The organism is Streptomyces sp. NBC_01116 (assembly GCF_041435495.1).
Lineage (GTDB): Bacteria > Actinomycetota > Actinomycetes > Streptomycetales > Streptomycetaceae > Streptomyces.
The window spans coordinates 46,054-67,488 of sequence record NZ_CP108644.1; the positions used below are offsets into that span (position 1 = coordinate 46,054).

Annotated in this window: 21 protein-coding genes and 5 pseudogenes; 12 read left to right on the forward strand and 14 right to left on the reverse strand. The window is 68.6% G+C overall.

Going from position 1 to position 21,435, the window contains the following annotated elements:
• Positions 1-7 precede the first annotated feature (7 nt).
• From OG245_RS00180 to OG245_RS00190, 3 genes are all read left to right on the forward strand, one after another.
• Entirely contained in the window at positions 8-241 is a 234-nt protein-coding gene (locus OG245_RS00180; RefSeq protein ID WP_371621492.1) for a hypothetical protein, read from the forward strand.
• 473 nt (positions 242-714) lie between these two features.
• Positions 715-1,029, forward strand: coding sequence for a hypothetical protein (locus tag OG245_RS00185; RefSeq protein WP_371621493.1), 315 nt, complete (start codon positions 715-717; stop codon positions 1,027-1,029).
• A gap of 327 nt (positions 1,030-1,356) precedes the next feature.
• A complete protein-coding gene (locus OG245_RS00190; protein WP_371621494.1) occupies positions 1,357-2,661 on the forward strand; it encodes a hypothetical protein in 1,305 nt (434 codons plus the stop codon).
• A 280-nt stretch (positions 2,662-2,941) separates the two neighbouring features.
• Here OG245_RS00190 and OG245_RS00195 read toward each other — a convergent pair whose 3' ends face one another.
• The 3 genes from OG245_RS00195 to OG245_RS00205 form a co-directional block, all read right to left on the reverse strand.
• Positions 2,942-3,136, reverse strand: coding sequence for a hypothetical protein (locus OG245_RS00195; RefSeq protein WP_371621495.1), 195 nt, complete (start codon positions 3,134-3,136; stop codon positions 2,942-2,944).
• A gap of 84 nt (positions 3,137-3,220) precedes the next feature.
• Positions 3,221-3,931 carry a hypothetical protein gene (locus OG245_RS00200; RefSeq protein ID WP_371621496.1) on the reverse strand — a complete coding sequence of 237 codons (711 nt, stop codon included), beginning with the start codon at positions 3,929-3,931 and terminating at the stop codon, positions 3,221-3,223.
• Positions 3,928-4,122, reverse strand: coding sequence for a hypothetical protein (locus OG245_RS00205; RefSeq protein ID WP_371621497.1), 195 nt, complete (start codon positions 4,120-4,122; stop codon positions 3,928-3,930). The genes OG245_RS00200 and OG245_RS00205 overlap by 4 nt, the downstream gene beginning before the upstream one ends.
• Positions 4,123-4,247: 125 nt before the next feature.
• Here OG245_RS00205 and OG245_RS00210 point away from each other — a divergent pair, with 125 nt between their 5' ends.
• Positions 4,248-4,844, forward strand: coding sequence for a hypothetical protein (locus tag OG245_RS00210; protein WP_371627763.1), 597 nt, complete (start codon positions 4,248-4,250; stop codon positions 4,842-4,844).
• Here OG245_RS00210 and OG245_RS00215 read toward each other — a convergent pair.
• Positions 4,838-5,173 (reverse strand): annotated as a pseudogene (locus OG245_RS00215) (transposase); the annotation flags it as partial. The gene OG245_RS00210 and the pseudogene OG245_RS00215 overlap by 7 nt on opposite strands.
• Before the next feature lie 655 nt (positions 5,174-5,828).
• Between OG245_RS00215 and OG245_RS00220 the strand changes: the two are divergent.
• Positions 5,829-6,291: pseudogene (locus OG245_RS00220) on the forward strand (transposase); the annotation flags it as partial.
• A 553-nt stretch (positions 6,292-6,844) separates the two neighbouring features.
• Here the strand turns inward: OG245_RS00220 and OG245_RS00225 are convergent.
• Positions 6,845-7,429, reverse strand: coding sequence for a helix-turn-helix domain-containing protein (locus OG245_RS00225; protein ID WP_371621498.1), 585 nt, complete (start codon positions 7,427-7,429; stop codon positions 6,845-6,847).
• Positions 7,430-7,551: 122 nt separating this feature from the next.
• On the opposite strand from OG245_RS00225, the pseudogene OG245_RS00230 reads away from it, so the two are divergent.
• From OG245_RS00230 to OG245_RS00245, 4 genes and pseudogenes are all read left to right on the forward strand, one after another.
• Positions 7,552-8,389: pseudogene (locus OG245_RS00230) on the forward strand (EamA family transporter).
• Positions 8,390-8,417: 28 nt separating this feature from the next.
• Positions 8,418-9,062: an FMN-binding negative transcriptional regulator gene (locus tag OG245_RS00235; protein WP_371621499.1), complete on the forward strand. Its 645-nt coding sequence runs from the start codon at positions 8,418-8,420 to the stop codon at positions 9,060-9,062.
• Positions 9,063-9,105: 43 nt separating this feature from the next.
• Complete coding sequence (locus OG245_RS00240; protein ID WP_371621500.1) at positions 9,106-9,813, forward strand: B3/4 domain-containing protein; 708 nt, start codon at positions 9,106-9,108, stop codon at positions 9,811-9,813.
• Positions 9,814-10,224: 411 nt separating this feature from the next.
• Complete coding sequence (locus tag OG245_RS00245) at positions 10,225-10,866, forward strand: hypothetical protein (RefSeq protein WP_371621501.1); 642 nt, start codon at positions 10,225-10,227, stop codon at positions 10,864-10,866.
• 673 nt (positions 10,867-11,539) lie between these two features.
• Here OG245_RS00245 and OG245_RS00250 read toward each other — a convergent pair.
• The 7 genes and pseudogenes from OG245_RS00250 to OG245_RS00280 all read right to left on the reverse strand — a co-directional run bounded on the left by OG245_RS00250 (position 11,540) and on the right by OG245_RS00280 (position 15,239).
• A complete protein-coding gene (locus OG245_RS00250; protein WP_371621502.1) occupies positions 11,540-11,752 on the reverse strand; it encodes a hypothetical protein in 213 nt (70 codons plus the stop codon).
• A gap of 408 nt (positions 11,753-12,160) precedes the next feature.
• Complete coding sequence (locus tag OG245_RS00255; RefSeq protein WP_371621503.1) at positions 12,161-12,859, reverse strand: GAF and ANTAR domain-containing protein; 699 nt, start codon at positions 12,857-12,859, stop codon at positions 12,161-12,163.
• A gap of 305 nt (positions 12,860-13,164) precedes the next feature.
• The gene (locus OG245_RS00260) at positions 13,165-13,389 is read right to left on the reverse strand and encodes a hypothetical protein (protein ID WP_371621504.1); all 225 of its coding nucleotides are present in this window, start codon (positions 13,387-13,389) and stop codon (positions 13,165-13,167) included.
• A 383-nt stretch (positions 13,390-13,772) separates the two neighbouring features.
• Positions 13,773-13,889 (reverse strand): annotated as a pseudogene (locus OG245_RS00265) (HNH endonuclease); the annotation flags it as partial.
• Between the two features lie 218 nt (positions 13,890-14,107).
• Complete coding sequence (locus OG245_RS00270; protein ID WP_371621505.1) at positions 14,108-14,374, reverse strand: DUF4235 domain-containing protein; 267 nt, start codon at positions 14,372-14,374, stop codon at positions 14,108-14,110.
• The gene (locus OG245_RS00275; RefSeq protein WP_371621506.1) at positions 14,371-14,826 is read right to left on the reverse strand and encodes a DUF3618 domain-containing protein; all 456 of its coding nucleotides are present in this window, start codon (positions 14,824-14,826) and stop codon (positions 14,371-14,373) included. Before OG245_RS00275 ends, OG245_RS00270 begins: the two co-directional genes overlap by 4 nt.
• Positions 14,823-15,239, reverse strand: a complete 417-nt coding sequence (locus OG245_RS00280) for a phage holin family protein (RefSeq protein ID WP_371621507.1) — start codon at positions 15,237-15,239, stop codon at positions 14,823-14,825. Before OG245_RS00280 ends, OG245_RS00275 begins: the two co-directional genes overlap by 4 nt.
• Positions 15,240-15,925: 686 nt before the next feature.
• Here OG245_RS00280 and OG245_RS00285 point away from each other — a divergent pair.
• Positions 15,926-16,171 carry a hypothetical protein gene (locus tag OG245_RS00285; RefSeq protein ID WP_371621508.1) on the forward strand — a complete coding sequence of 82 codons (246 nt, stop codon included), beginning with the start codon at positions 15,926-15,928 and terminating at the stop codon, positions 16,169-16,171.
• Between the two features lie 312 nt (positions 16,172-16,483).
• Here the strand turns inward: OG245_RS00285 and OG245_RS00290 are convergent.
• Positions 16,484-17,155: pseudogene (locus tag OG245_RS00290) on the reverse strand (IS5 family transposase); the annotation flags it as partial.
• A 338-nt stretch (positions 17,156-17,493) separates the two neighbouring features.
• On the reverse strand, positions 17,494-17,808 hold the full coding sequence (locus tag OG245_RS00295) for a hypothetical protein (RefSeq protein WP_371621509.1): 315 nt from the start codon (positions 17,806-17,808) through the stop codon (positions 17,494-17,496).
• A 480-nt stretch (positions 17,809-18,288) separates the two neighbouring features.
• On the opposite strand from OG245_RS00295, the gene OG245_RS00300 reads away from it, so the two are divergent.
• Positions 18,289-18,741 carry a GyrI-like domain-containing protein gene (locus OG245_RS00300; protein ID WP_371621510.1) on the forward strand — a complete coding sequence of 151 codons (453 nt, stop codon included), beginning with the start codon at positions 18,289-18,291 and terminating at the stop codon, positions 18,739-18,741.
• Positions 18,742-19,384: 643 nt separating this feature from the next.
• A complete protein-coding gene (locus OG245_RS00305; RefSeq protein WP_371621511.1) occupies positions 19,385-21,253 on the forward strand; it encodes a glycosyl hydrolase family 18 protein in 1,869 nt (622 codons plus the stop codon).
• The last annotated feature ends 182 nt before the right edge of the window (positions 21,254-21,435 follow it).

The window sequence follows — 21,435 nt, forward strand, 5'->3', positions numbered from 1 at the left end:
GTCCGTCGTGAGTACTTCAGCAATATCAACGACCACGCCGATCTACGACCTTCTCGTCCAGGAGCGCGGAGACGCCCCAGCCGAGGCCCGCACCGCCGCCCACCAGACCCAGGACAGGGCGCGGCAGATGCTGGACTGGAGCAGCGGGCGCGTCGCCGCTGCCCAGCGGGAGGAACGCGCGTTCTCCGCGTTCGGCCGCTCCGGCGACGACGACGGGCGGGTACAGGCTCTGCTGATGTAGGCCCGCCGACGGTCCACGTCCGGTGCGGACGCGGCTCGTGAACAAAGCCACTGGTCCGACTCGCGTGCCGTACTGGACCGGGCCAAGCTGGAGGCGTGACTCCATGCGCCGATCGTCGTGCACCGGCCCTCTGGCTCGGGTCGTCGGCGGGTCACCGTGCGCAGAGGCCGGGACGAGATCCTCGGCACCACCTACAGCGACCACGACCTGGTCGTGTTCCTCGAAGGCGCGGGCATTACCGAGCCGGACAGCATTCTGGACGACCCGCACTGGGTGGAGTGGCGCGACGGCCCCGCCCACGAGTTCAGTGCAGCGTGTGCTCCGCAGGGACGGTGCGGCCGGGCGAGACGGGATGAGGTGGCGGCGGTGCGGTGGAACACCCATCGGAAGCTCGTGAAGCGGGTGCAGGCGACGGTCCGGGACCTGCGGATCCCGCCCCTGGACCCCACGGCCCGCTCGGGGACCTGGTCGCCGTGTTCGAGGAGCGCCTGGGCTACTCCATCACCGTGGTGACCAGGGAGAACGACAGCATCATCAACGGGGCGCTGGAGTCCCGGCCCGGCGGCGGCACCGCGATCGTCGTCCCGGCCGGCACCACAACCCCCAACCGGCACCGTCATCTCGTGTGCCGGGGCCTGGCACGCTGCCTGTACCGGGAGCCCGGCCACCGCACCGGCCGCATCGACTACTCCACCACCACCGAGCAGGAGATCGAGTACACAGCCCTCTTCCTCGGACGCCACATCCACAACGCCCACCACGACCGGCCCCGGAGCGGCGCGTCCTGACATCCCGGCAGTGACCGGCGGCGGCACCGTGGCCGCGGCGGGCTTGGTTCCCCCCGCGTCACTCTCGGCATGTCGGCCGGGCCGGTCCGGGATCTCGCTATCGGCCGTGCAGGGCTCAGCGATCGGGAAGTCGGCGCAGACGACCCTCCGGGGGCCCGGCCAGGGAGGGGTGTTCAGGCCCGCCCGGCGAAAGTTGATCCGTATGCCTATCAGCCGTTACGCGGGGATCCGGCCATTCGCCCCGGACCTGCGGGAATCGGCTGTACCAGTGACAGCCGCACGGAAGACTGCGCGTGTAACTGTATGCATACCCAAAGTGAGGGTGATGTGTTCTTCGGCAAGAACGGCGGAGACGACGCAGATGGCAACGGCGACCGCGACGAAGCTCCCAGCGGGCTGACCATGCTGCATCAGGCGATGCTGCACACCAGCACCACGTTAAGCGAGACCCTCGACCGGGGACTCACGGACGTGAAGAGCACCAACACCGACGCCCACGCCGCTGTGACCAAGGAACTCGCCCGCATGACCAGGGCGCTCCAGGACACACAGAAGCTATTGCCGCTGCCGTACTCGGCACGGGACTCAAACAGAGACAGCGCTACCGCTGAGCAAGTCCACCAGCTGCGAGACCTTGTGACCGCCGTACAGGCAACCCTGCTCGACGTCGCGCAGGAGGTCACGGCCCTGGTGCCGGTACCGGTTCCCGCGATGGCCACAACCGGCGACGGCAACGGATACGACAGGCCGCCGGCCGAGACCGCGCACGCCGGAAGGTCGCTGCTGGACGGAGTACCGGAGCAGCGGGCGGACAGCATCACCATTGGCGCCCCTGCGGCCGGGGAAAGCCCCGCCCCGGCGGACCGCACGGATACGGCTGGTGCGCCTGCTGTCGAACCCGATACTGCGGTCGAGAGCGGGCCTGGCGATGAAGCCGCGCCGCAGTCCGGACCGGAGACCCAGGTCCCGCTGACGCGCGAACAGGTGGCTGAGGCTATCCGCGAGGTGCTGGCAGAAAAAGCGCAAGCTCCTCTCACGCGAGACCAAGTGGCCGACGTGGTCCGCGAGGTGGTGGCCCAGGAGCTTGCGCCACTGTCCGCCGCGCTCCCCGGCCTCGAGGCCGACGACGCGCCTTCCGCCGTCTCGGAGCTGGGCGGGCAGATCGCCGCCCTGCGCGCGGAGGTCGCAGACCTCGTAGAGCGGCTCCCGGCCACCCCGCAGGGCGAGGCCGAAGAGCAGGGGCGGCCCGCCGCCGATCCCGAGCACAGCAAAGTGCTGACGCAGGCTGCAGGGATCTCCTCCGCCGTCATGGTGTGCCACCGCGACCTGTGGGAGCTCCTGTCCGGCTGGGCGGGCGGGCACCCCCACTTCCGGATGCCTCCGCAGATCGCGGACCAAGGAGAGAACCGCATCGCGGCGAACATCTCCGGCCGCTCACTCATCGCCGTCCTCATCAGCCTGTCCCGCCTGCGGAACACCGCTGCCGAAGGCGACGGCGACCGGGAACTCGCCGAAGCCGTCTACCAACGCATCGGCAACAGCCTCGCCGCCCTCTCCCCCGACGACGGCCCACTGGTCACCATCACCCTGGACGACCGCACCCCGCACACCGGGGACACCTCCGACGCCTGACCACAGGCACCAGACAGGGTGGTCACGCACCGGCCATCCTCCCGACTAGCAGGAGGCCCTCACCGATCGCGGTGAGGGCCTCCTGCTAGTCAGAGTGCGAGGGTGAAGACTCAGCCGGGATCCGGTTCCTGACAGTCTGCGAACGCTGTGGTGGGTGTCACGGCCGGAGCGTACGCCCGGCAGACCGTCTGGGAACAGGACCGGACGACGTCGCCCTGCCGGGCCTTCCCCGTCCGTTGGACCTCACCGTGGAACGGATGGCTCTCCCTCAGTGAGGGTCTTAGGCGTCCAAGCCGGCAGAGGAGGCTACAGCTGCTGTCAGCCAGAAGGCGAGTCCGACGAGGCCGGCTCCGGTGGCGTAGGCGGCGCCGCGCAGGGCGCTGGAGAGCAGGGCGTGGCGGCGGGCGAGCCAGCTGCGTACGGGCGGATTCTTTGAGGAGCCGTCCGGGGGCTCGGGTCGGCGGTTAGTGTGCATGGTGGTGCTCCGTTCTTTCGGGTGCTGGTGGAGTCCGGCGGGGCTGGGCGGCGTAGGAACCTTCGGCCCCGCTGGTCTCCGGTTTCAGGGGCGGCCGGCCAGCGTGTGGATGTGGTCGGCGATCCGGGCGTCGGGGCGGCAGACCAGGCCGTCGGTGAACCGGTCGACCACGCGTTCGACATCGGCTTCCAGGCGCCCGGTCGTGGTGATGGACCGGCTGGTGGGGTTGCGGACGGAGTACGAGGTCCAGGTGTCCAGGGCCTCCACGATCTCCTCCGGGTCCGGATCGGTGTGGCGCGGGCTGGAGCGGACCAGGGTGGCGGTGACCTGCTCCTTCCAGAACCGGGCTTCGCGCTCTTCGCCGAGGCTGAGGTGGTCCAGGTAGAGGCAGTACGCGGCGCCGTTGTGTCCGGCGCCGGCGGCGAACCTCCACCAGAACCTGGCGCTCTCGGGGTGACGGGCGAGGTAGAGCGTGCACGCGAAGGCCTGCACGCCGTCGATGTCGACGCCGCCGGTCCAGCCGTCGAACTCGGTGACGCCCTCCTTCTCGTCGCTGTGGCCGAGCAGCGCGGTCAGCCGCTCCACGTGGGCGGTCGCCCCGGGGTGGTTGACGACGCACTGCGCCCAGGCGCCCAGACGGCGGCGGGCGTTGGGGCCCGTGGCGGCCCGTGCGGCGGCCGGGGTGCGGCCGTCGTCGTGGGCCAGGCGCCGGAGCCCGGCGCCGACGTCGAAGGGCCGGCGGGGCTCGCGCCGGCCGGCGTCCGCGAGGAGCTGCTCCCAGGGTGTGGTGTTCACGTGGCGTCCCTCCGGTGGATCGGGCGTGTGGCGCGGCGGTAGATGGGGGCCAGGCGTTCCTGGGCCTTGCGCCAGTGATGGGTGACTGTGCTGGGGGTGAGGCCCATGTACCAGGCGATGTGGTTGGTGTCGTACTTGCCGATGGCCTTGAGCACGACCACGTCGAACTGGCGCGGGGAGAGCTTGCACATCGCCGGGTAGACTCGCCGAGCTCAACGAGATGGTCGATCAGTGGGACCAGCGCGACGGGCACCGCCGGATCGGCTCGCGGCCGCGGACCGTGGATGAGTACTTCGCCGTCGAGCAGCCGCTGCTGATGCCGCTGCCCCAGGAGCCCTTCGAGACGGGCCGGCTGTTCACGCCAAGGGTCGACCGCTACAGCCAGATCAACGTCCGAACCAACCGCTACTCGGTCCCGACCCGTTTCATCGGCAAGCGGGTGCGCGTTGTCCTGCACGCCTCTCACCTGGTGGTTTACGACAGGAACGTCAAGGTGGCCCGGCACGAGAGGCTGATCGCGAAGGGCGGGCTGTGCCTGGACCTGGACCACTATCTCGAAGCTCTGATTCGCAAGCCTGGCGCTTTTCCCGGTGCGACGGCCCTGGAACAGGCCCGGTCGGCGGGCAAGTTCACTCCGGTCCATGACGCCTGGTGGGCCCAGGCCCGCAAGGTCCACGGCGAGCGGGACGGCACCCGGGCACTGATCGAGGTCCTGCTGCTGAACCGCCACCTCGCCCACGAGCATGTCGTCGCGGGACTGGCCACCGCCCTGCGGGCCGGCGCCCTGACCGCCGACGCTGTTGCCCTGGAGGCTCGCAAGGCCTCCTTGAGACGGGCCAGCACGAGGTCGAGGAGGCGGTCAGCGCGGTCGCCTTCGGCGAGACGGTCGCGGAAGTCGGCCAGCACGCTGTGATGGAACCCGGGATCCTCCAGTTCCATCGCCATGGCGTACTTGAAGTCGATGCGACAGCGGACTGCCTCGGCGGCCTGCCGGTCCGACAGGCCGAGCAGGAACTGCAGCACACAGACGGTGGCCAGTTGAGCGGGCGAGAGCCCCGGCCGCCCATCCCGTGGGTACCAGTCGGCGAAGTCTTCGTCGCTCCACAGCCCATCGAGGCGGTCGCGTACCCATATCGCCGTCGTACCGCCCGGATTGCTCGCCCGCGCGATCTGCGCGGTCAGAGAAGGGACTTGCTCACCGGAACGGGGGCGAAGGGACAACGGGCACCTCGACAGTTGCATCGGTCGGCGGAACTACCCGAGCATGCCCGTTGATCATGCTGCTGCACCGAGGAATTCCAAGATCCCCGACAGAGTCAAGCTAGTGCGCCTCTGTGAAGCCATGCAGGACAACCTGGCGACGATGTCGGGTTCCGATCTGAAAGAACTCATCTACGACCTGTTCCCGGACGAGGTCGGCAACGCGACGCTCCACCAGGAGATCCGACCATGAGTGAGCCCCGTACATCCGAGCGCGGCCTGCGGATCGAGAAGGTGTCCTTGGTCCGTCACGGCGGCGAGCTGGACGAGTACGCCTTCGAATCGGGCAAACTCAACGTCCTCACCGGTGTCCGGAACAGCTCGAAGACCACGACCCTCAAGGTGATCGATTACTGCCTGGGAGACCGGGGAAGCCCAGCTGATGCTCTCAAGGCCGCCGTCGCCAGTGAGCACGTCGAAGTCAGTACGGACCTGCGGGTCGATGGTCGGCCGTTCACACTCACGAGGTACTTCACTCATGGGCGAATGGGCAAGATCGGCATCAACGGCGACGACATCGCAGCTGCCGTCTTCTCCGACTGGATCCTGAACGAGCTGGGCTGGCCCAACCTGCTCATTCCCAAAGGCCTCCACCCGACCTCAGCCACCGAGAAGACCCCTCTGTCCTTCCGCAACACGCCTGGCCTCCTCGCTCCAGGCTGTCCTCGACCAGCGCAAACTCCTGGCCGGGCGGATCGAAGAACTGCCCTCTTTCCCAGGTCCTGATCTCGATGCCCGGGATCGGCATCAGGACCGGAGCCAGGATCCTCATCGAGGTCGGCGACGGCAGCAGCTTCCCCTCCGCCGCCCACCTCGCCGCCCACACAGGACTCGCCCCGGCGACCCGCAACTCGGGCTCCTCGATCCGCGGCGAACAGCCATCCCGAAGAGGGAACAAGCAGCTCAAACGGGCCTTCTTCCTCTCCGCGTTCGCAGCCCTCGGCAACCCCGCATCCCGGGCCTACTACGACATGAAGATCGCCCAGGGCAAACACCACACCCAAGCCCTCCTCTGCCTCGCAAGACGACGAGCCGACGTCCTCTTCGCCATGCTCCGCGACGGCACCTTCTACGAACCCCAGCCCGCCCGATCAGCTTGACCAAACCCATAGGGGCACCCCCCCCGTTACGGGCTGCGGGGACGAATCACTCAGACGAGGTCAGCGCTGGCAAGCGCAGCACCGAAAAAGCGGCCGCGGAGTTGGGCCATGCATCTGTGCACGTCGTCACGACAAGAGATTCGTCTACGACCAGGTTGCTTGGCGTCGCCCTGCTTCCGAGCGCGGACGGCACCCGCTCCGCAGTTCAGATGCAGCGGAGTCTGGGTGGTGACCTGCCGCTGCAACCGCCGCTGAGCGAGCGTCCATCACCCTGATGACCCATCGCCTCGCCCCTCGGCACCCCCGGAAACCGGCACGGCGGCCATCCCCTGCAGCACGGCCACCGGTTCCGGCAGCGGTCCGACCGACCGGTGAGCCGGCCCGATACCGGCACGCCGCCGCAGGGCCGACTACGCCGCGCCACTGCTAGTTCGATTTCGGTGTCACTTCGGGCCCCTCCCTCTGCGGACGGTGTCCTGTGTCAGCGAAGTTCGCGTCGTGCCAGTGAAGCGCGAGCGGTGCCGACCAGCCTGGCCCGCGGCGGAGTCGCGACTCACGTGGGCAGCCCTTGGGCGGGTGGGAGGTGAACGGTCATGATCAGGTGGCATGTCCCGGTGCCCGCGCCGCGGTAGGTGTGGGGGACATCGCCGTCGAACGTGGCGGTCTGTCCGGCCTCGACGGGATGCTCGGTGCCGTCGGCGACGAGGACCATCCGTCCGGCGGTGACGCTGACGGTTTCCACGACGCCGGCCTGGTGGGGGTGGCTGGGGTACTTCTCGCCGGGCTCCAGTTTCCAGCGCCAGACTTCGACCGGAGCCGGCCCCGAGGTCGTCAGCATCAGCCGCGCCTCGCCGCCCTTCTCCCCGGCCCACAAGGGCATGACGGTGTCGGCGGACACGACCCGGAACCGACCCTCGGCCGGTGCCTCCATCAGCGCGGATACCGAGACGCCAAGGGTGTCGGCGAGACGGACCAGGGTGGCGAAGTTCGGGTTGCCCTGCGCTTTTTCCAGGGCCACCAGAGCTCCCTTGCTGACCTTCGCCCGGCGGCCGAATTCGTCCAGGGACAATCCTGCACGATTGCGGGCCGCGCGGACGTTGCGCGCGAGCGTCCGCAGCGCATCCTCGGTCTCGACCATCGTTATCACCCCTCCAACAAGGTCGGTCACTGCATTGGTCCGTGCGGTCGTTCGGTTGACGACCTGCGGTCGGTACGTTGTACGGTGTAGTCGTTCCATTGATAGTAAGGGATGTACTACCTGTGTTCGCTCTGCTGCTGGCCCCGGGCAGTTCTCTGGCCTATGGATGCGCCGATTTTCTCGGCGGTCTGGGTGCCCGCAAAGCCCATGTCCTGCGCACGGTGATGATCGCGGCCCCGGCTTCGCTGACCGTCGAGCTGCTGCTGTGGCCCGTGCTCGGTGCCTCCTTCGCCCCGGCCACCATCGCCTGGGGCGCCGCGCCCGGCGTGGCGTCGGCCGCCGCGTTCGCCCTGCTCTACAGGACCCTGGCGATCGGCCCGATGTGCGTGCTGTCCCCAAGTCACCGCGCTGATCTCGGCGATGCTGCCGGTCGGCGTCGGGCTGGCGCAGGGAGAGCACCTGGGCCTGGCCGGGCTTCTCGGCCTGCCGCTGGCGCTGGCGGCCGTGGTGCTGGTCAGCGCCGGGCACGGCGCGAAGGCGGCCCGCCCCTCACGTACCGCGCTGCTGCTGGCCTTCGGTGCCGGGGCCGCCATCGCGCTGCAACTGGTCTTCCTGCACCAGGCTCCCTCCGACAGCGGGGTGGGACCGCTGATCATCGGACGTGCCGTGTCCTCCGCCGTCACCCTGACCGCCGCCGAGGTGATGTTCCGGCGCCTGGGCGCCGAGAAGCCCGCCTACGGGATCTCGGCCGCAGCCGGTGTCCTGGACTCGGTGGCCAACATGCTGTTCCTGCTCGCCGCCCGCAGCGGTGACCTGGCCGTCGTCGCCGTGATCACCGCCCTGTACCCCGCCGGGACCGTCCTGCTCGCCCGGAACGTCCTTTCCGAACGCATCCACCGCGGCCAACTCGTGGGTCTGGGCGCCGCAGCCGTCGCCGTCAGCCTCCTCGCCCTCACCTGAACCACCACCCCCACGGAAGGAGCCCGGCATGTTCATCCAGCCCTGGGGCGCAGCCCTCGACGACGCCAAATGGCAGACCTGGATCGCCGAGGGACACGACTTCGGCATCCTCAGCGTCAACGGCCCGCCCGGACACGCACCGGCTGTCGTGCCCACCCACTCCACCGTCGACGGCACGGCCCTGCTCGTGCACCTCGCCCGCCCCAACCCCGTGTGGAAGGCGATCGAGACCGACCCGAACGTCACCTTCACCATCACCGGCGACTACGCCTTCATTCCGGGACCCTGGCGCGCCAAGCCCGGCGCCGAACACACCGACGGCGTCCCCACCAGCTACTACGCCGCCGTCCAGTCACCTGCCAGGCCAGCATCGTCGACGACCCGGCGGCCAAGGCGGAGCTGCTGCGCCGGCAGATGGCCCACTTCCAGCCCGATGGCGACCACGCCCCCAATCGATCCCGCCCAGCCGCCCTACGGCCGGATGCTGCCCGGCATCCGCGGCCTGCCCCTCGACGTCGCCGACGTCCGGGCGAAGTTCACGTACGACCACAGAACCGTCGAGCAGCGCACCGGCACCGCCCGTCGGCTCACAGAACGGGGCACCACCCCGGACGCACCCACCGCCGCCCAGCAGCTCCGCCGCCTCGACCGCGCCGGCACCTGGAAGTCCTGACCCCCGCCCCCTTGCCCGCCCTCCCGGAACGGAGCCGCACACCATGACCACTTTCCGCATCAGCCCCGCAGTCGCCGACGCCTTCCCCGACACCCTGATCGCCGTCGTCACCGCCACCGGCCTCAACGGCCACGAGCCCTGGCCCCACACCTCCACCGCCTTGGAAGACCTGGAGCAGGATCTCGCCGACGGCACCTGGGCCCCCGCCGACGAAACCGACCCACGCATCGAGGCGTGGCACACCGCATACCGCTCCTTCGGCACCAACCCCCGCCGCATCCGCCCCAGCGTCGACGCCCTTGGCCGCCGCCTGGCGAAGAAGGGCAACCTGCCCCGCATCAACCCCGCCGTCGACTCCTACAACACCGTCTCCGTCCGCCACGGCCTGCCCGCCGGCGCTTTCGACCTCGACCACATCACCGGCGACGTCGAGATCCGCTACGCCGACGGCACCGAATCCTTCACCCCGCTCGGCGAACCCGACACGACCGAGAACCCCAAGCCCGGCGAGATCATCTACACCGACACCACCGACGTCCTCACCCGGCACTGGAACCACCGCGACGCCCACCGCACCCGCGTCACCGAAGACTCCACCCACGTCGCCTTCGTCCTCGAAACCCTGAACGCCACCCGCGACGGCCACCTCCTCGAAGCCGCCGCAGACGAACTGCACGGCCTGCTCGTCCCGCACGCCGGAGCCACCACGGTCCACTACCTCACTCCGAAGCAGCCTCAAGCCACCACCTAGACCACACCCACGCAGCCGGGCCGAGCACGGCGGTGGCGCGGCCTGAACCACGCCCGAGACCCGCCACCAGAAGTCGACCCAAACTTCGATGGCACGCGATCAAGCTTGAATGGCACAGGACACACGCGGACCGTCCGGGCGGGCGGCGCAGGTGAGGATGGCGCACATCCGCAACGGCAACCGTGGGGCACGAAACGCAGTCTTTTCTTATAGGGGGTACGTCCTCGTCTGCGCCTGAGAGGAACACACGTGAACAGCACGAGCGGCGAACGCCGTTGGAAGGTGCGACTGGCGCGACAGCGGGCAGCACCGCATATCATACGCCGCAGGGTGCGACGTCAGGAGCCTGCGACACGTGGCTCCTTATGGCATCGCGTTGATTGGGTTCGGCTCGCCACTGCGATGGGGGTCGTGGCCGGTATCGGCACGCTCATGTTCACCGGCGTGGCGACCTACTACGGCGCCATGGTCTCGCGTAACCAGCTGGAGCAGTCCCGCGAGGATGCCGAGAGCAAGCGACTTGATCAGGCGTCGCGGGTGGGGACGTGGGTCGAGTACGCACCGGACGGCGGTATCCGACTGCACCTGGCGAACCCGACCCCTGATCCGGTGCTGTCCATCGAGATGGTCATCCAGGCGACGGTCCAGGGCCGGGACGGGGACCCATTCTACGCCTCCGACATCGAGGAGAAGGTGGACCTGCGCGTCGACTACAGCCTGAGACCGTTCGATCTCCCGCCCTGCTCCAAAATGATCTTCGACCCTGGCGACTGGAAGTACACCGAAAACCATGAGACCGATGTGCCCAGCCCCGACCCGTCTCTGCCTGCCGAGGCCGACTGGAAGCCTCAGCCACGTCCAGATGGCCTCTTTGTCGTCGTCCTCGGCTACAAGGACCACTCGCAGAGGACATGGTGGTGGCAGGACGGAAAGCCAGGAAGTAACCCCAACGGGTCATGGGAAGTGCACAACGCGAACACGCACGGGACTGGAGGGTTTGTCCGTATGCCACGGCTAAGCCGGACTGCTTCGTGTGGCGCGTCAACGGGCTGACCCGAAGCATCTGCCCAGGAAGAGCGACGCCGCAGGTCCCGGCGGTGCGGATTGCCCGGGGCCTGCGGCACTGTGACGCGAGGGAGGGTCAGCCGACCGGGCCGGGTGCCGACGAGGAGGGCCGCCACCGAATACCGTCGGTTCGGGCCGTACTCCGAAAACCCGCCCTGACCCGACACCCATACAGCACGATCTGCCCCCGACCCTATCCAGCCCACGGCCGCCGAACCGGCCGGATCACGCAGCGCCCTCCGACCGCCACTCTCCCCCGGCCCGCCGCCTCAGCTCCACCCGCGCCGCAGGCGTCCCCGCCAGAGTCGACCGGAACGGATGCGCCTCGATCCGGACCGACAGATGGAGCAGGCGGCGGCGCAGCAGGGTGCGGCGGGGGCACGGCGAGGGCACGGTAGGTGTCGCGCCACTCCTGCTGGGCGCGGATCAGGTCGTCGGGAAAGCGGAAGCGGTTCATCCATCGATGAGAACCCGTGTTCGAATTTAGGTGCCACTTCGGGCTCACCGGCCCCGGCGGGTGTCCAGGCGACGCCGTCCGGCGTGCGGCGTGGTGAGAAGGCCGTGCAGGATCGCGGTGCCCGGGTCCCGGTGCGATCAGCCGTACGGCTCCGGTCACGGCGGAGGTGACGGCCAGGAGGCGCGCCTGCTGATCCGGGGCGAGTCAGCCAGCCTCCGCCACCACCACGGAGACAGCGGTCAGGGTGTTGACCGTTCCGGCGTCGGCGCCGCCGGTGGCGTCGATGACCCGGCCGTCCGGGGTCATGTGGTCGCGCTTCTGCGGGTCCAGACCGCCCATCGCCGTCTCGATCGCGGCGGGCAGCTCCCCGGCGAGCCAGGCACCGACCGGGACCGGAACCGGCGGGGCCAGCAGCAAGCGGACCCACGCCGCCGCGCGGCGGCGTGGGTCCGGCCGCGGCAATCACTGCGGTCTGCCCCTCCCACGGCTCATACGGCACGTCGTCGGGAGGCCCGGCGGGGACGGGCAGATGCGAGAGCGTCATGACTCTCCAACCGCGCCCGGCCCCGCACTGTCACGGTGCGGGGTTTGGCGAAGGCCTTCTGACACTCGTTCCGGGGAGTCAGGCGGTGAGGTGGCAGCCGGTGACGGTCGGGGCCGATGCGCGGGGCCCGGTCACCTCGGACACGACGCGGTGGTGGATGTGTCATCCACGATTTGCGGGAAACCCGGTGGTCAAGGCCGGATACGGCGGCGCTCCCCAGAGGGCCGGTCCGGCCGAGGCTCCCCCAGACCGGCTACGCGCCGGGGCCCCTTGCCCGCCGACTACTCCGAGCGGGCAAGGGACCCGCGTTCGGTGACCTGGCGGGCGACTTCGCGGAGCTTCATGTTGGAGTCCTGCGAGTGGCGGCGCAGCGCGTTGAACGCTTCGTTCTCGGGGATACGGTGACGGGCCATGAGAATGCCCATGGCCTCGCCGATCACGTGCCGGGTCGCGACGGCCTCGGTCAGCTGAGCCTGATGGCGGGCGCTGGACAACGCGACGGCGGCGTGCGAGGCGAGAACCCAGCCCGCGGTCTCGCTGGTCTCGGTGAAACAACCCGGGAGCCGCGAGTACAAGTTCAGGGCACCGAGGTTCTCCTCGTCGGCGAACAGCAGGAAGCCCATCATGCTCCCGATCCCGAGTTCGGCAGCCCGCGGGGCGAAGGCGGGCCACCGCTGCTGAAAGGCGGTCATGTCACCGATCCGGAAAACCCGCTCCCCGTCCCGGCGTCGCGCCGCATCGAAACACGGACCCTCCCGCATGCGCTCCTGCAACCGGTGGCTCTCCTCGGCCATCGGCCCGGTCGCCGCCAGCGTCTGCACCTGACCGTCACGCAGGATCAGGATCCCGGCGGCGTCGCACCCCTCGACCAACTCCGTCGCAGACTGGGCGATCCGCCCCAGCGTCCCGGCAACCGAGTCCTGCTCCAGCAAGTCGTGCGCCATCGCCGCAATCCGCTGTGCAAAGCACTGCCAGTCCATACCCATACTCATCCCGACCCAGCCTCCCGCAAGATCCGGTCTTCTTGATCCAGCCACCCAGCACCTGCCCCGAGACACAGCCCCTCACGCGAGTGCTCCCGGTCACAATCGCCCCCCACCGGGCCACGCCGAACACCCCAAGGGCCCGCACCCCTCTACCACACGCACACCAACTCAACGGACCCGCGCCGTGGTCAGCGTGCCGTGACAGCCCGACCCACCCAGCGTCTCCACCACCTGGCAGGTGCCAAGAACGACTCGTCGTCCGCGCCCCGCCTCCCCCCTGAAGGGCCGGTCGGCCGGGCTCACTTCAGCGTCACGAACGCCTTCGTCGACAAACCTCGGAACTCGACACAGAGCTTGGTGTTGCGCGGGTACTTCGGGCCCGTGTGACCGCCCCGGCCCCAGGACGTCTCCACGTGGCTGCCCACCCGGGCCGTGCTCTTCAACTTCCCGCCGGTCTTCCACGTGCCACCGGGCTTCTTGACCAGCCAGCGGGCCGTGCCGGGCCGGACACCCTCACGGGACACGCACACCCAGCCCACCCCACGGGCCGATGACCCGCGCTTGTGCCGGTGGTGGACCACAACACCCGGACGACACCCGGAGCCGCTGCCCGCGCAGTCACGGACGCGGGTCTCGACGAGGCGCGCACGGCGGTGGGCGTTGACGTCGCGCCGGTGCGGCGGCCACCGGGACGAGCACGGTGGCCAGGACGGCGGTAGAGATGATCATTCGGTTCATGATCATCACAACCAGTCGGGCAGGGGCCCCGTCACGGCTGCGGGGGCCGTTCACTCAGTCAAGGTCGACGGAGCCACGCTCACCGCGCAGGGGCCGGTGCGGGCTGGCGGGAGGGCCCGGCCCACCGGACAAACATCAGGCGGGCCGGGCGCTCCGGCGCGCGACTCGGTCAGGCAGCCGGTGTGTAACGGACGATGGTGTTTCCGCAAGGTCCGTCGGCGTAGACCTTGAGCGCTTCGAGTTCGCGGTCGGTGGCGGTGAGCTGCCAGCGGAGCCGGCTGCCCACCATAGCTTCGTGTGCTCGACTGCCTCCTCGACCCGCGACAGCCACCGGCGGGCCCAGTCGGAGTCCCAGGCAGCCATCCACCGGGTCAGTCGCCGATCGCCGTCGCGCAGCACAGTCACGATTTCCATGCCGGGTCCGTTTCCCGTCCGCAGCGGTTCACGCGTGATCGTTCCAGACGCTCGGTGTTTGATCCGCAGGAGGCCCGGCACCGTGGCGGGTCACGCGGGCCAGGTGCCCGTGACGTACCGGGTTGCCTGGGCGCCCGAGCGTTCGACTGCGGCCTTGACCACGGAGAAGATCGCCCCCTGAACGGCGGCGGCGAGAAGAATCTGCTGCCATGAACGATCCTTGTCGAGGGCGTCGGGTGCGTCGCCCTCGCCCTCGATCAGCTTCCACGCCTGCTTGAACGCCGCGCCCGCGATCATGCCGCTGATCGCCCCGAGGGCGAACCCGACCGGCTTGTAGGCGAGCTTGGACGCCTTCATCGGTTGCGTCCGCGGCTGCGACGTATCAACAGGAGGGAGATCAGCAGCGCGCCGCCCGCGATGAGCGTGGTGCGGTTGGCACGGGCAGCCCGCGCGGCCCGGTCTGCCTTCTCCAGCAGTGGGTCGGGGGTCCTGTCCGCCGCGAACTGCCCCGCGCGGGCCGCGCTCTCCCGCACCTGCGCGGCGGCCTGTGCTGTCTTCTCCTGTACGGCCTCCGGAGTCCTGTCCTTTATCAGCTGTGCGGCCTGCGCCGCCTTCTCACGGATCTGCGAGGAGGTGGAGGCAGCCTGTTCCTTCACCGCTGCGGTCTTCTCCTTTACCTGTGCCTTGACGTCGGCCTTGGCCGCCAGTGCCTCGACGGTCTGCCCGAGTTCGTCGCGTGTCCGCTCGACCTGCTCGCGCAGTTCCTCGGGGGTGGGTGTGCCCATCGTGTTGTGCGATTCGTCGTTCATCGGTGTGCTTTCTCCTTGACCTCGGCCAGATCGGCCTTGACGCTGTCGATGGCCCCTTCCGGGGCTGGGGTGCCCGCCTGGGCGAACTGCTTCGTGCCGGCTAGGGCGACCACACCGGCTATCGCCGCCAGAACCGCGGCCACGATGAGGGCCGCTGCCCACACGGGCAGTGTCAGCGCGAGTGCCGCAATGCAGGTCACAACCAGGGCTTGGACTGCCAGGAGGCCGAGAAGACCTGCGGCTCCGAAGAGGCCGCCGCCCTTCCCGTAGCGCTTGCTCTTCTGCGTCATCTCCGCACGTGCCAGCTGCATTTCCTCGCGGACCAGCTCCGAGATCTGCTGCGAGGCACGCGAGATCAGAACCCCTGCCGGCTCATTGCCGGTTGTGGGTTCCCGCCCTTCTGATGTGCTCATGTGGTCACCTAGCCTTACTCGATCCGCCGAATCACCTGGAAGTTGGCCGCTGTGACGGAACCTCCGCATCCGGATGTGTACGCCGTTGACGTCCGGCTACCCCGCAACACGGCCCGCACCCGTCCCACGGCGAGGTGCCGCTCAGCGCTCCAAGGGGGCGGCAGCCCCGTCGCTCCAAGCGCGGGTGTCCACGTACCATCGGGGACCCAAGTGCCATCTCGCCGATCAGCGACAATGCCGCGCGCAGACAGTCCTCCACGAGCCGCAACGTTCCAGCAGGTCACGCCACACTGGTAGGGATCCGGAACGGAATCCCGTCGCGCACCGTTCGGTGGTCGTTCAACCGGCCGCCTGGACCACCTGGAGGCGGTAGAGGCGGCCGCCTTACCGCCACTCCTTCCAAGCCCCGCACGGCTCCTACCGAACGGCCAAACAGCCGGGCCGCACAGGACGGAGTGGCCGTTCGGAGAACCTGGTTGGGAGAGTTCGCACGGTGGTACGTCCCAGGGATCGGCGCGCCGTGCGCACGGGGCGGGTTAGCTCGGTCGTACGAATGAGGCGCGTACGGGCGACAGGCTGGTTTATGCCCGCCTGTGGGTGGTCGTGCTCATGAGCCAAGATGCGGGGTCGGTGTCCGGAAGCGACGGTGGATGGAGGGACCGTCTACCTGCGTCGACTGGAGTGTCATGATCGTCAAGATGTTGCATGAGAAGGGCCTGAAGGCTGAGCACGCCTACACCGCGGCGTTCGCCTCGATCGGTTTGTCTGTCGTGTCCTGGTGCGGATCGATGAAAGTCGAGCCGGCAGGCACCGCGCGGGCCGACCGGTGGGGCATCTTCGTGGGCGAATGGGCACCCACCTTCTTCGCCCTCGGCCTCGCCCTGGCGAACTACGAGCGCGACCACGACCTCCTGCGCCCCATCACCCACTGACCCGCTCAGCGTTCCGCAATGAGGCCCTCAGCCGTTCACGTGGCCAGGCGTGACCACCTCAGTGGCATGCGCGGATGGAGATGCCGGCTGTCCGACCCGGGGCGAGGATCGAAACTGCGGTCTTGATGCCCCGGGCGGCGGAGACGTCCGCCTGTCCACGGATGCTCCTCCCCGCCGGGCCCAGCCGGGCTGGCAGAGTGGTTGCGAACGGGCGGGGCAGGACGGTGCTACGACCCCACGAGCAGACTCCGGTATACCGGAGTCTGCTCGTGGGGTCGTAGCGGATTCCGCGTCGGCGGAGGTGGCTTCGGAGCGTCGGCGGAGGTGGCTTCGGATCGCGCGGGATGAGTACGCCCGGTCTGCGAGGACTGCATCGGGTCGAGTCCTCGGTCTTCCAGGTCCGCTTCGCGAAATACGGATGCCGGCCATGGCGATCGCGAAGGCCGGGAAGTTGCCCGCCTGGCATGCGGTGCCCCGGAGAGCCAGGGGGCGTGCATGGCTGTCGCTGGCGAGGTGAACCTTCACGCTTAGACCGCCTCGGGAGCGTCCGAGCGCACGGTCGTCGGGTTCGGCCCAGCCTGAAGCCCCTTTCTCCTGGCGTCGGCGGCATGCTGGTGAGCCCGGCAGCCGGTGGAGTCCACCGACACAGTCCAGCCAATGTCGTCAGCACCCTCCGCCGCTGCCGGGACCGCGGCAAAGATTCGTTCCCAGATGCCGCCCACGGCCCACCGGACCAGCCGTTTGTGGGCGGTCTGAAACGAGCCGAGCTCGTCCACAGGTCCCGCCAGGGCGAGCAGGTGCGGTACTTCCACGCGATGGCCTCCAAGGTTCGGCGGTGATCGGCCCATCGCCGACCGCGGGCCGGATCGGCCGGCATCAGCGGCTCGATCCGACCCAGATCGCATCAGTGATCACTAACCGGACGGACCCATCCGACCAACCGGTCAAAGAGACACGCTCTAGCCCATCTGTCCATCGAAGCATTCATGCTGGGTAAGGGCGGGGTCGACCGTGCTAGCCCTTCTGTGTTGCCTGATGCCACGCAAGTCATCCGCGTGCGCTGTCCACTCAGAGCGCTGCGGTGAGCCGGACTTCGAGTTCGGTGAGCCTGGCGGCAGTGGGAGCCAGGGCCGCGTATCTCCAGCTCCGGCTGTCGTGGGGGGAGGTCGGTGAAGAGGAGGATGCCCTCGGTGTCGCCGGGCTGGAAGTCCAGTCCTCCTTCGGTCAGGTGCAGGCCGCCTGGTCGAAGGACATGGGCGGGGAGGCGGTGGCCGTGCCGGTGGCCCAGGTGGCTGGAGCACGGTCGGTGCCGTTCAGTCGGCTCACCATGGCGTGGGCCGTGGTGGTCGCGGTGCGCCGCACGTTGCACTCTCGTCGCTCACCACGTAGTCCGCGCTGGTGCCCGCCCGCATCCGCCCGTGCACGCTGTCCGTGTGCCTCGTCGAGCCGAACGCCAGCGCACCACCGCCAGGCCAGCGCAGCTCCGCGTGCCCGCTCCCGCCGTGCTCATCCAGAACGGCGACAACCTGCTCGAACCCGAGCACGTCAACCAGGAAGCGCAGCGCCGCCTTCGTGTCGTCGTAATGCAGGACCGGCCAGACGGAGGACAGGGAGGCATCAGGCGACATGTCGCTCATCGTGGGCAGTCAGGCACCACACCGTAAGAGCCCACGGCCGTCGGCGTGACGTCTGGACTGCCACAAGCGATCCTTTCCCAGAGCAAGATCAAAAACGGCCCGCCAGACCCCCCGCCGGACCTGGATTCGTTCGCAGAACCCGCTCTCACTCGAAACCGGGACGAGCCCCCTCCGAGACTCGCATTGTGCGAAAATCCGAGGCTATGACGAACGGCCTTTGACTGCTCAAGGACTACGGCTTGAGCGCCCCGGTCCTGAACACGCGTCACTGCTCCTTGGCCCAGGCCTCCAGTCCGTGCGCGTCGCCGTCGTCACCCAGTCGGATGATGCCGACACGGCGGGGCGAGCATCGGCCCCCGCGGGGGATCTCGCGGAACTTCAGCATCCCACAAAGCACCATTGCCGCTAAAACTGCGGAAAAAAAGATATTTTATACCCTGCTATCTTCTTTTTCACGCCGTTCACACAGGAAGGAATCAGATGTTCACCCTGGAAGAAATTCCCGAATCACGCATCGCCTATCTCAGAAGGACTGGCCCGTATGGGGTGGCGAACATAATCCAGATAGAGAAAATAAAGTCCTGGGCTGCTGCGAACGGCCTGCTGCGCCCCGACTCCGCCGTTCTGGGTATCGCCCTCGACGACCCCGCCCGCACTCCTCCCGGTGACTGCCGCTACGACACCTGCCTCGTGGTGCCCGAAGATGTCGAGCTGAGTCACCCAGGCGTCAGGGAAAATCACCTCGCCGGCGGCCCCCATGCGGTTCTGACCGCCGCGCACACCCCTGAGGGACTCGTGGACGCCTGGGCCGGTCTATTCGAAAGGCTCACCACCCAGGGCCTTGCCTTCGACACCACCCGTCCCGTCCTCGAACGCTACCGGCCACGCCTGCTCGCCCAACACCTCTGCGAGATCTGCGTCCCCGTCCTTTGACTCAGGACCACACAGCCCACCCGTGGAACACCCCGGTCCCGCATAGCTCCCGTCAGCGGGCGGGGTGCTGTCAGGTTGTCAGTGGTGTCCTCATCTGGGAGCGTGAGGAAGCCTTCGGCGGCCACAAGGTCGTCTGGCTCAACGACAACGCGAGCTCCATCGAGATCGCAAAGTTCAGCCTGTGAAACCAGCGCGCACTACCTCGTGAACCGAAACTCATTCCGGACAACTCCCCGGGCTGGCCACTCCAGGAGTGGCTCAACGAGATCGCGGACGCTCTGGAGCAAGGCCGCTGCCTTGTTGAGCCTGATGGCCGACGTGGCGAGGACGACTGGCCCGCGTTGACCGTGCGCGGAGGGCTGACATGGGTGGCCCCTCATGAAGAGCCCAGGCTTCCCCAGGGTCGGATCCTTTTGGACGGCCCTCGCTGACGATGGGGTCCGGCAGGATCCAGTCCCCTGCCGGGCCCTCATCAACTGTCTCTTGGTCCAGACCTCTTGACGATTGGTCTAGGCCTTCTTAAGGTCGCGGCAACACTGCGAGGGTTCCGAGAGCGATCTCGGTGCTCATGGCCGCGCAGTGTTGACTGACGGGCCAGGGATCCCCCTGCGACCCCTTGGAGCCCCCCACTCATGGTGCAGCCTTGAGTACAGAAACGCGATGGCGCCGTGCCAGATCCTCCCAGAGCGCCTCCCCGGGCAGGCGGTCCAAGACCCTCGCGGGAGCCACGGCGCTGCTCGTTCCGCTGGCCGCGATGGTGGGCCTGGCGACCCCGGCAGAGGCAGCGTCCTCAGCCACCGCCGTCTACACCAAGGCATCCGACTGGGGCAGCGGCTTCGAAGGCAAGTGGACGGTGAAAAACACCGGCACCACCACGCTCTCCACCTGGACCGTCGAGTGGGACTTCCCGGCGGACACCAAGGTCACATCCGCCTGGGACGCCACCGTCACCAACTCCGCGAATCGCTGGACCGCCAAGAACCTCGCCTGGAACGGCTCCCTCGCCCCCGGTGCGTCCGTCTCCTTCGGATTCAACGGCTCAGGCACTGCCGCGCCCTCCGGCTGCAAGCTCAACGGCAACCCGTGCGACGGTGGCTCCACCAACCCCGGTGACAACGCCCCCTCCGCCCCGGGGAAGCCCACCGCGAGCGACATCACCAACTCCTCGGTGAAGCTTTCCTGGGCGGCCGCCACGGACGACAAGGGCATCAAGAACTACGACGTCAAGCGCGACGGCGCCACGGTCGCAACCGTCACCGGCACCACGTACACCAATACCGGCCTGACCGCCGGAACGGACTACAGCTACTCCGTGGTGGCCCGCGACACTGCCGACCAGACCGGCCCGGCCTCGGCCGCCACGACGGTCCGCACGACCGGTAGTGGTGGGGGTGGCGAGAACCCCGGCGGCAACGGGAAGATCAACCTGGGCTACTTCACCAACTGGGGCTCCTACACGGTGAAGGACCTCGTGACCTCCGGCTCTGCCGAGAAGATCACGCACATCAACTACGCCTTCGGCAACGTGCAGAACGGCAAGTGCACCGTCGGCGACGCGTACGAGGACTACCAGAGGTCCTACAGCGCCGCCCAGTCGGTCGACGGCAAGGCTGATGCCTCGGACCAGCTGCTGCGGGGCCACTTCAACCAGCTGCGCAAGCTGAAGGCCCAGTACCCGAACATCAAAGTCCTCTGGTCCTTCGGCGGCTGGACCTGGTCGGGCGGCTTCGGCCAGGCCGTCCAGAACCCGGCCGCGTTCGCCCAGTCCTGCTACGACCTGGTTGAGGACCCCCGCTGGGCCGATGTCTTCGACGGCATCGACCTCGACTGGGAGTACCCCAACGCCTGCGGTCTGAGCTGTGACACCAGCGGTCCGGCCGCGTTCAAGAACATGATGCAGGCCATGCGGGCCAAGTTCGGCCCGAACAACCTCCTCACCGCGGCCATCACCGCAGACGGCTCCAACGGGGGCAAACTCGACGCCGCCGACTACGGAGGCGCCGCGCAGTACATCAACTGGTACGACGTAATGACGTACGACTACTTCGGTTCCTGGGCAGCGCAGGGCCCGACGGCCCCGCACTCCCCGCTGACCTCCTACCCAGGCATCCCCGCGCAGGGCTTCACCTCGGCCGACGCCATCGCCAAGCTGAAGGCCAAGGGCGTCCCTGCCTCCAAGCTGCTCCTGGGTATCGGCTTCTACGGCCGCGGCTGGACGGGTGTAACTCAGTCGGCTCCGGGTGGTACGGCGACGGGCCCAGCGGCCGGCGTCGAGCCCGGCAACCAGTACTACAAGGTCCTCAAGACGACGTGCCCGGCCACCGGCACGGTCGGAGGCACGGCGTATGCCCACTGCGGGAAGGACTGGTGGAGCTATGACACTCCGGCGACCGTCGGCACCAAGATGGCGTGGGCCAAAAGCCAGGGCCTGGGCGGCGCGTTCTTCTGGGAGTTCAACGGTGACACGGCAAACGGCGAACTGGTGACGGCCATCAGCAGCGGCCTGAAGTAGTCCCCCGGTACGCCCCCGTGCCCGCCCACCCCGAGAACAGGGGCAGGCGGGCACGGCACTGTTCGGGGCAGGCGGAGCGGCGCGTCCTGAACGGCTCATGCCCCGAACCCTGCTCGTCTGCCCGCCGCTCGGAGCCCCTGCCCCTTTGACGAGGACGAGCGCGCGCATACCGGTCAGCGAGG

Bases quoted from the DNA above. Each gene is read 5' to 3' on its own strand.
- OG245_RS00195 (WP_371621495.1), bottom strand. From the start codon at position 3,136: ATGCACACTAACCGCCGACCCGAGCCCCCGGACGGCTCCTCAAAGAAT.
- OG245_RS00210 (WP_371627763.1), top strand. From the start codon at position 4,248: ATGCCGCTGCCCCAGGAGCCCTTCGAGACGGGCCGGCTGTTCACGCCA.
- OG245_RS00235 (WP_371621499.1), top strand. From the start codon at position 8,418: ATGTTCATCCAGCCCTGGGGCGCAGCCCTCGACGACGCCAAATGGCAG.
- OG245_RS00225 (WP_371621498.1), bottom strand. From the start codon at position 7,429: ATGGTCGAGACCGAGGATGCGCTGCGGACGCTCGCGCGCAACGTCCGC.
- OG245_RS00295 (WP_371621509.1), bottom strand. From the start codon at position 17,808: ATGAGCGACATGTCGCCTGATGCCTCCCTGTCCTCCGTCTGGCCGGTC.
- OG245_RS00255 (WP_371621503.1), bottom strand. From the start codon at position 12,859: ATGGACTGGCAGTGCTTTGCACAGCGGATTGCGGCGATGGCGCACGAC.
- OG245_RS00285 (WP_371621508.1), top strand. From the start codon at position 15,926: ATGATCGTCAAGATGTTGCATGAGAAGGGCCTGAAGGCTGAGCACGCC.
- OG245_RS00300 (WP_371621510.1), top strand. From the start codon at position 18,289: ATGTTCACCCTGGAAGAAATTCCCGAATCACGCATCGCCTATCTCAGA.
- OG245_RS00270 (WP_371621505.1), bottom strand. From the start codon at position 14,374: ATGAAGGCGTCCAAGCTCGCCTACAAGCCGGTCGGGTTCGCCCTCGGG.
- OG245_RS00275 (WP_371621506.1), bottom strand. From the start codon at position 14,826: ATGAACGACGAATCGCACAACACGATGGGCACACCCACCCCCGAGGAA.
- OG245_RS00280 (WP_371621507.1), bottom strand. From the start codon at position 15,239: ATGAGCACATCAGAAGGGCGGGAACCCACAACCGGCAATGAGCCGGCA.
- OG245_RS00205 (WP_371621497.1), bottom strand. From the start codon at position 4,122: ATGTGCAAGCTCTCCCCGCGCCAGTTCGACGTGGTCGTGCTCAAGGCC.
- OG245_RS00240 (WP_371621500.1), top strand. From the start codon at position 9,106: ATGACCACTTTCCGCATCAGCCCCGCAGTCGCCGACGCCTTCCCCGAC.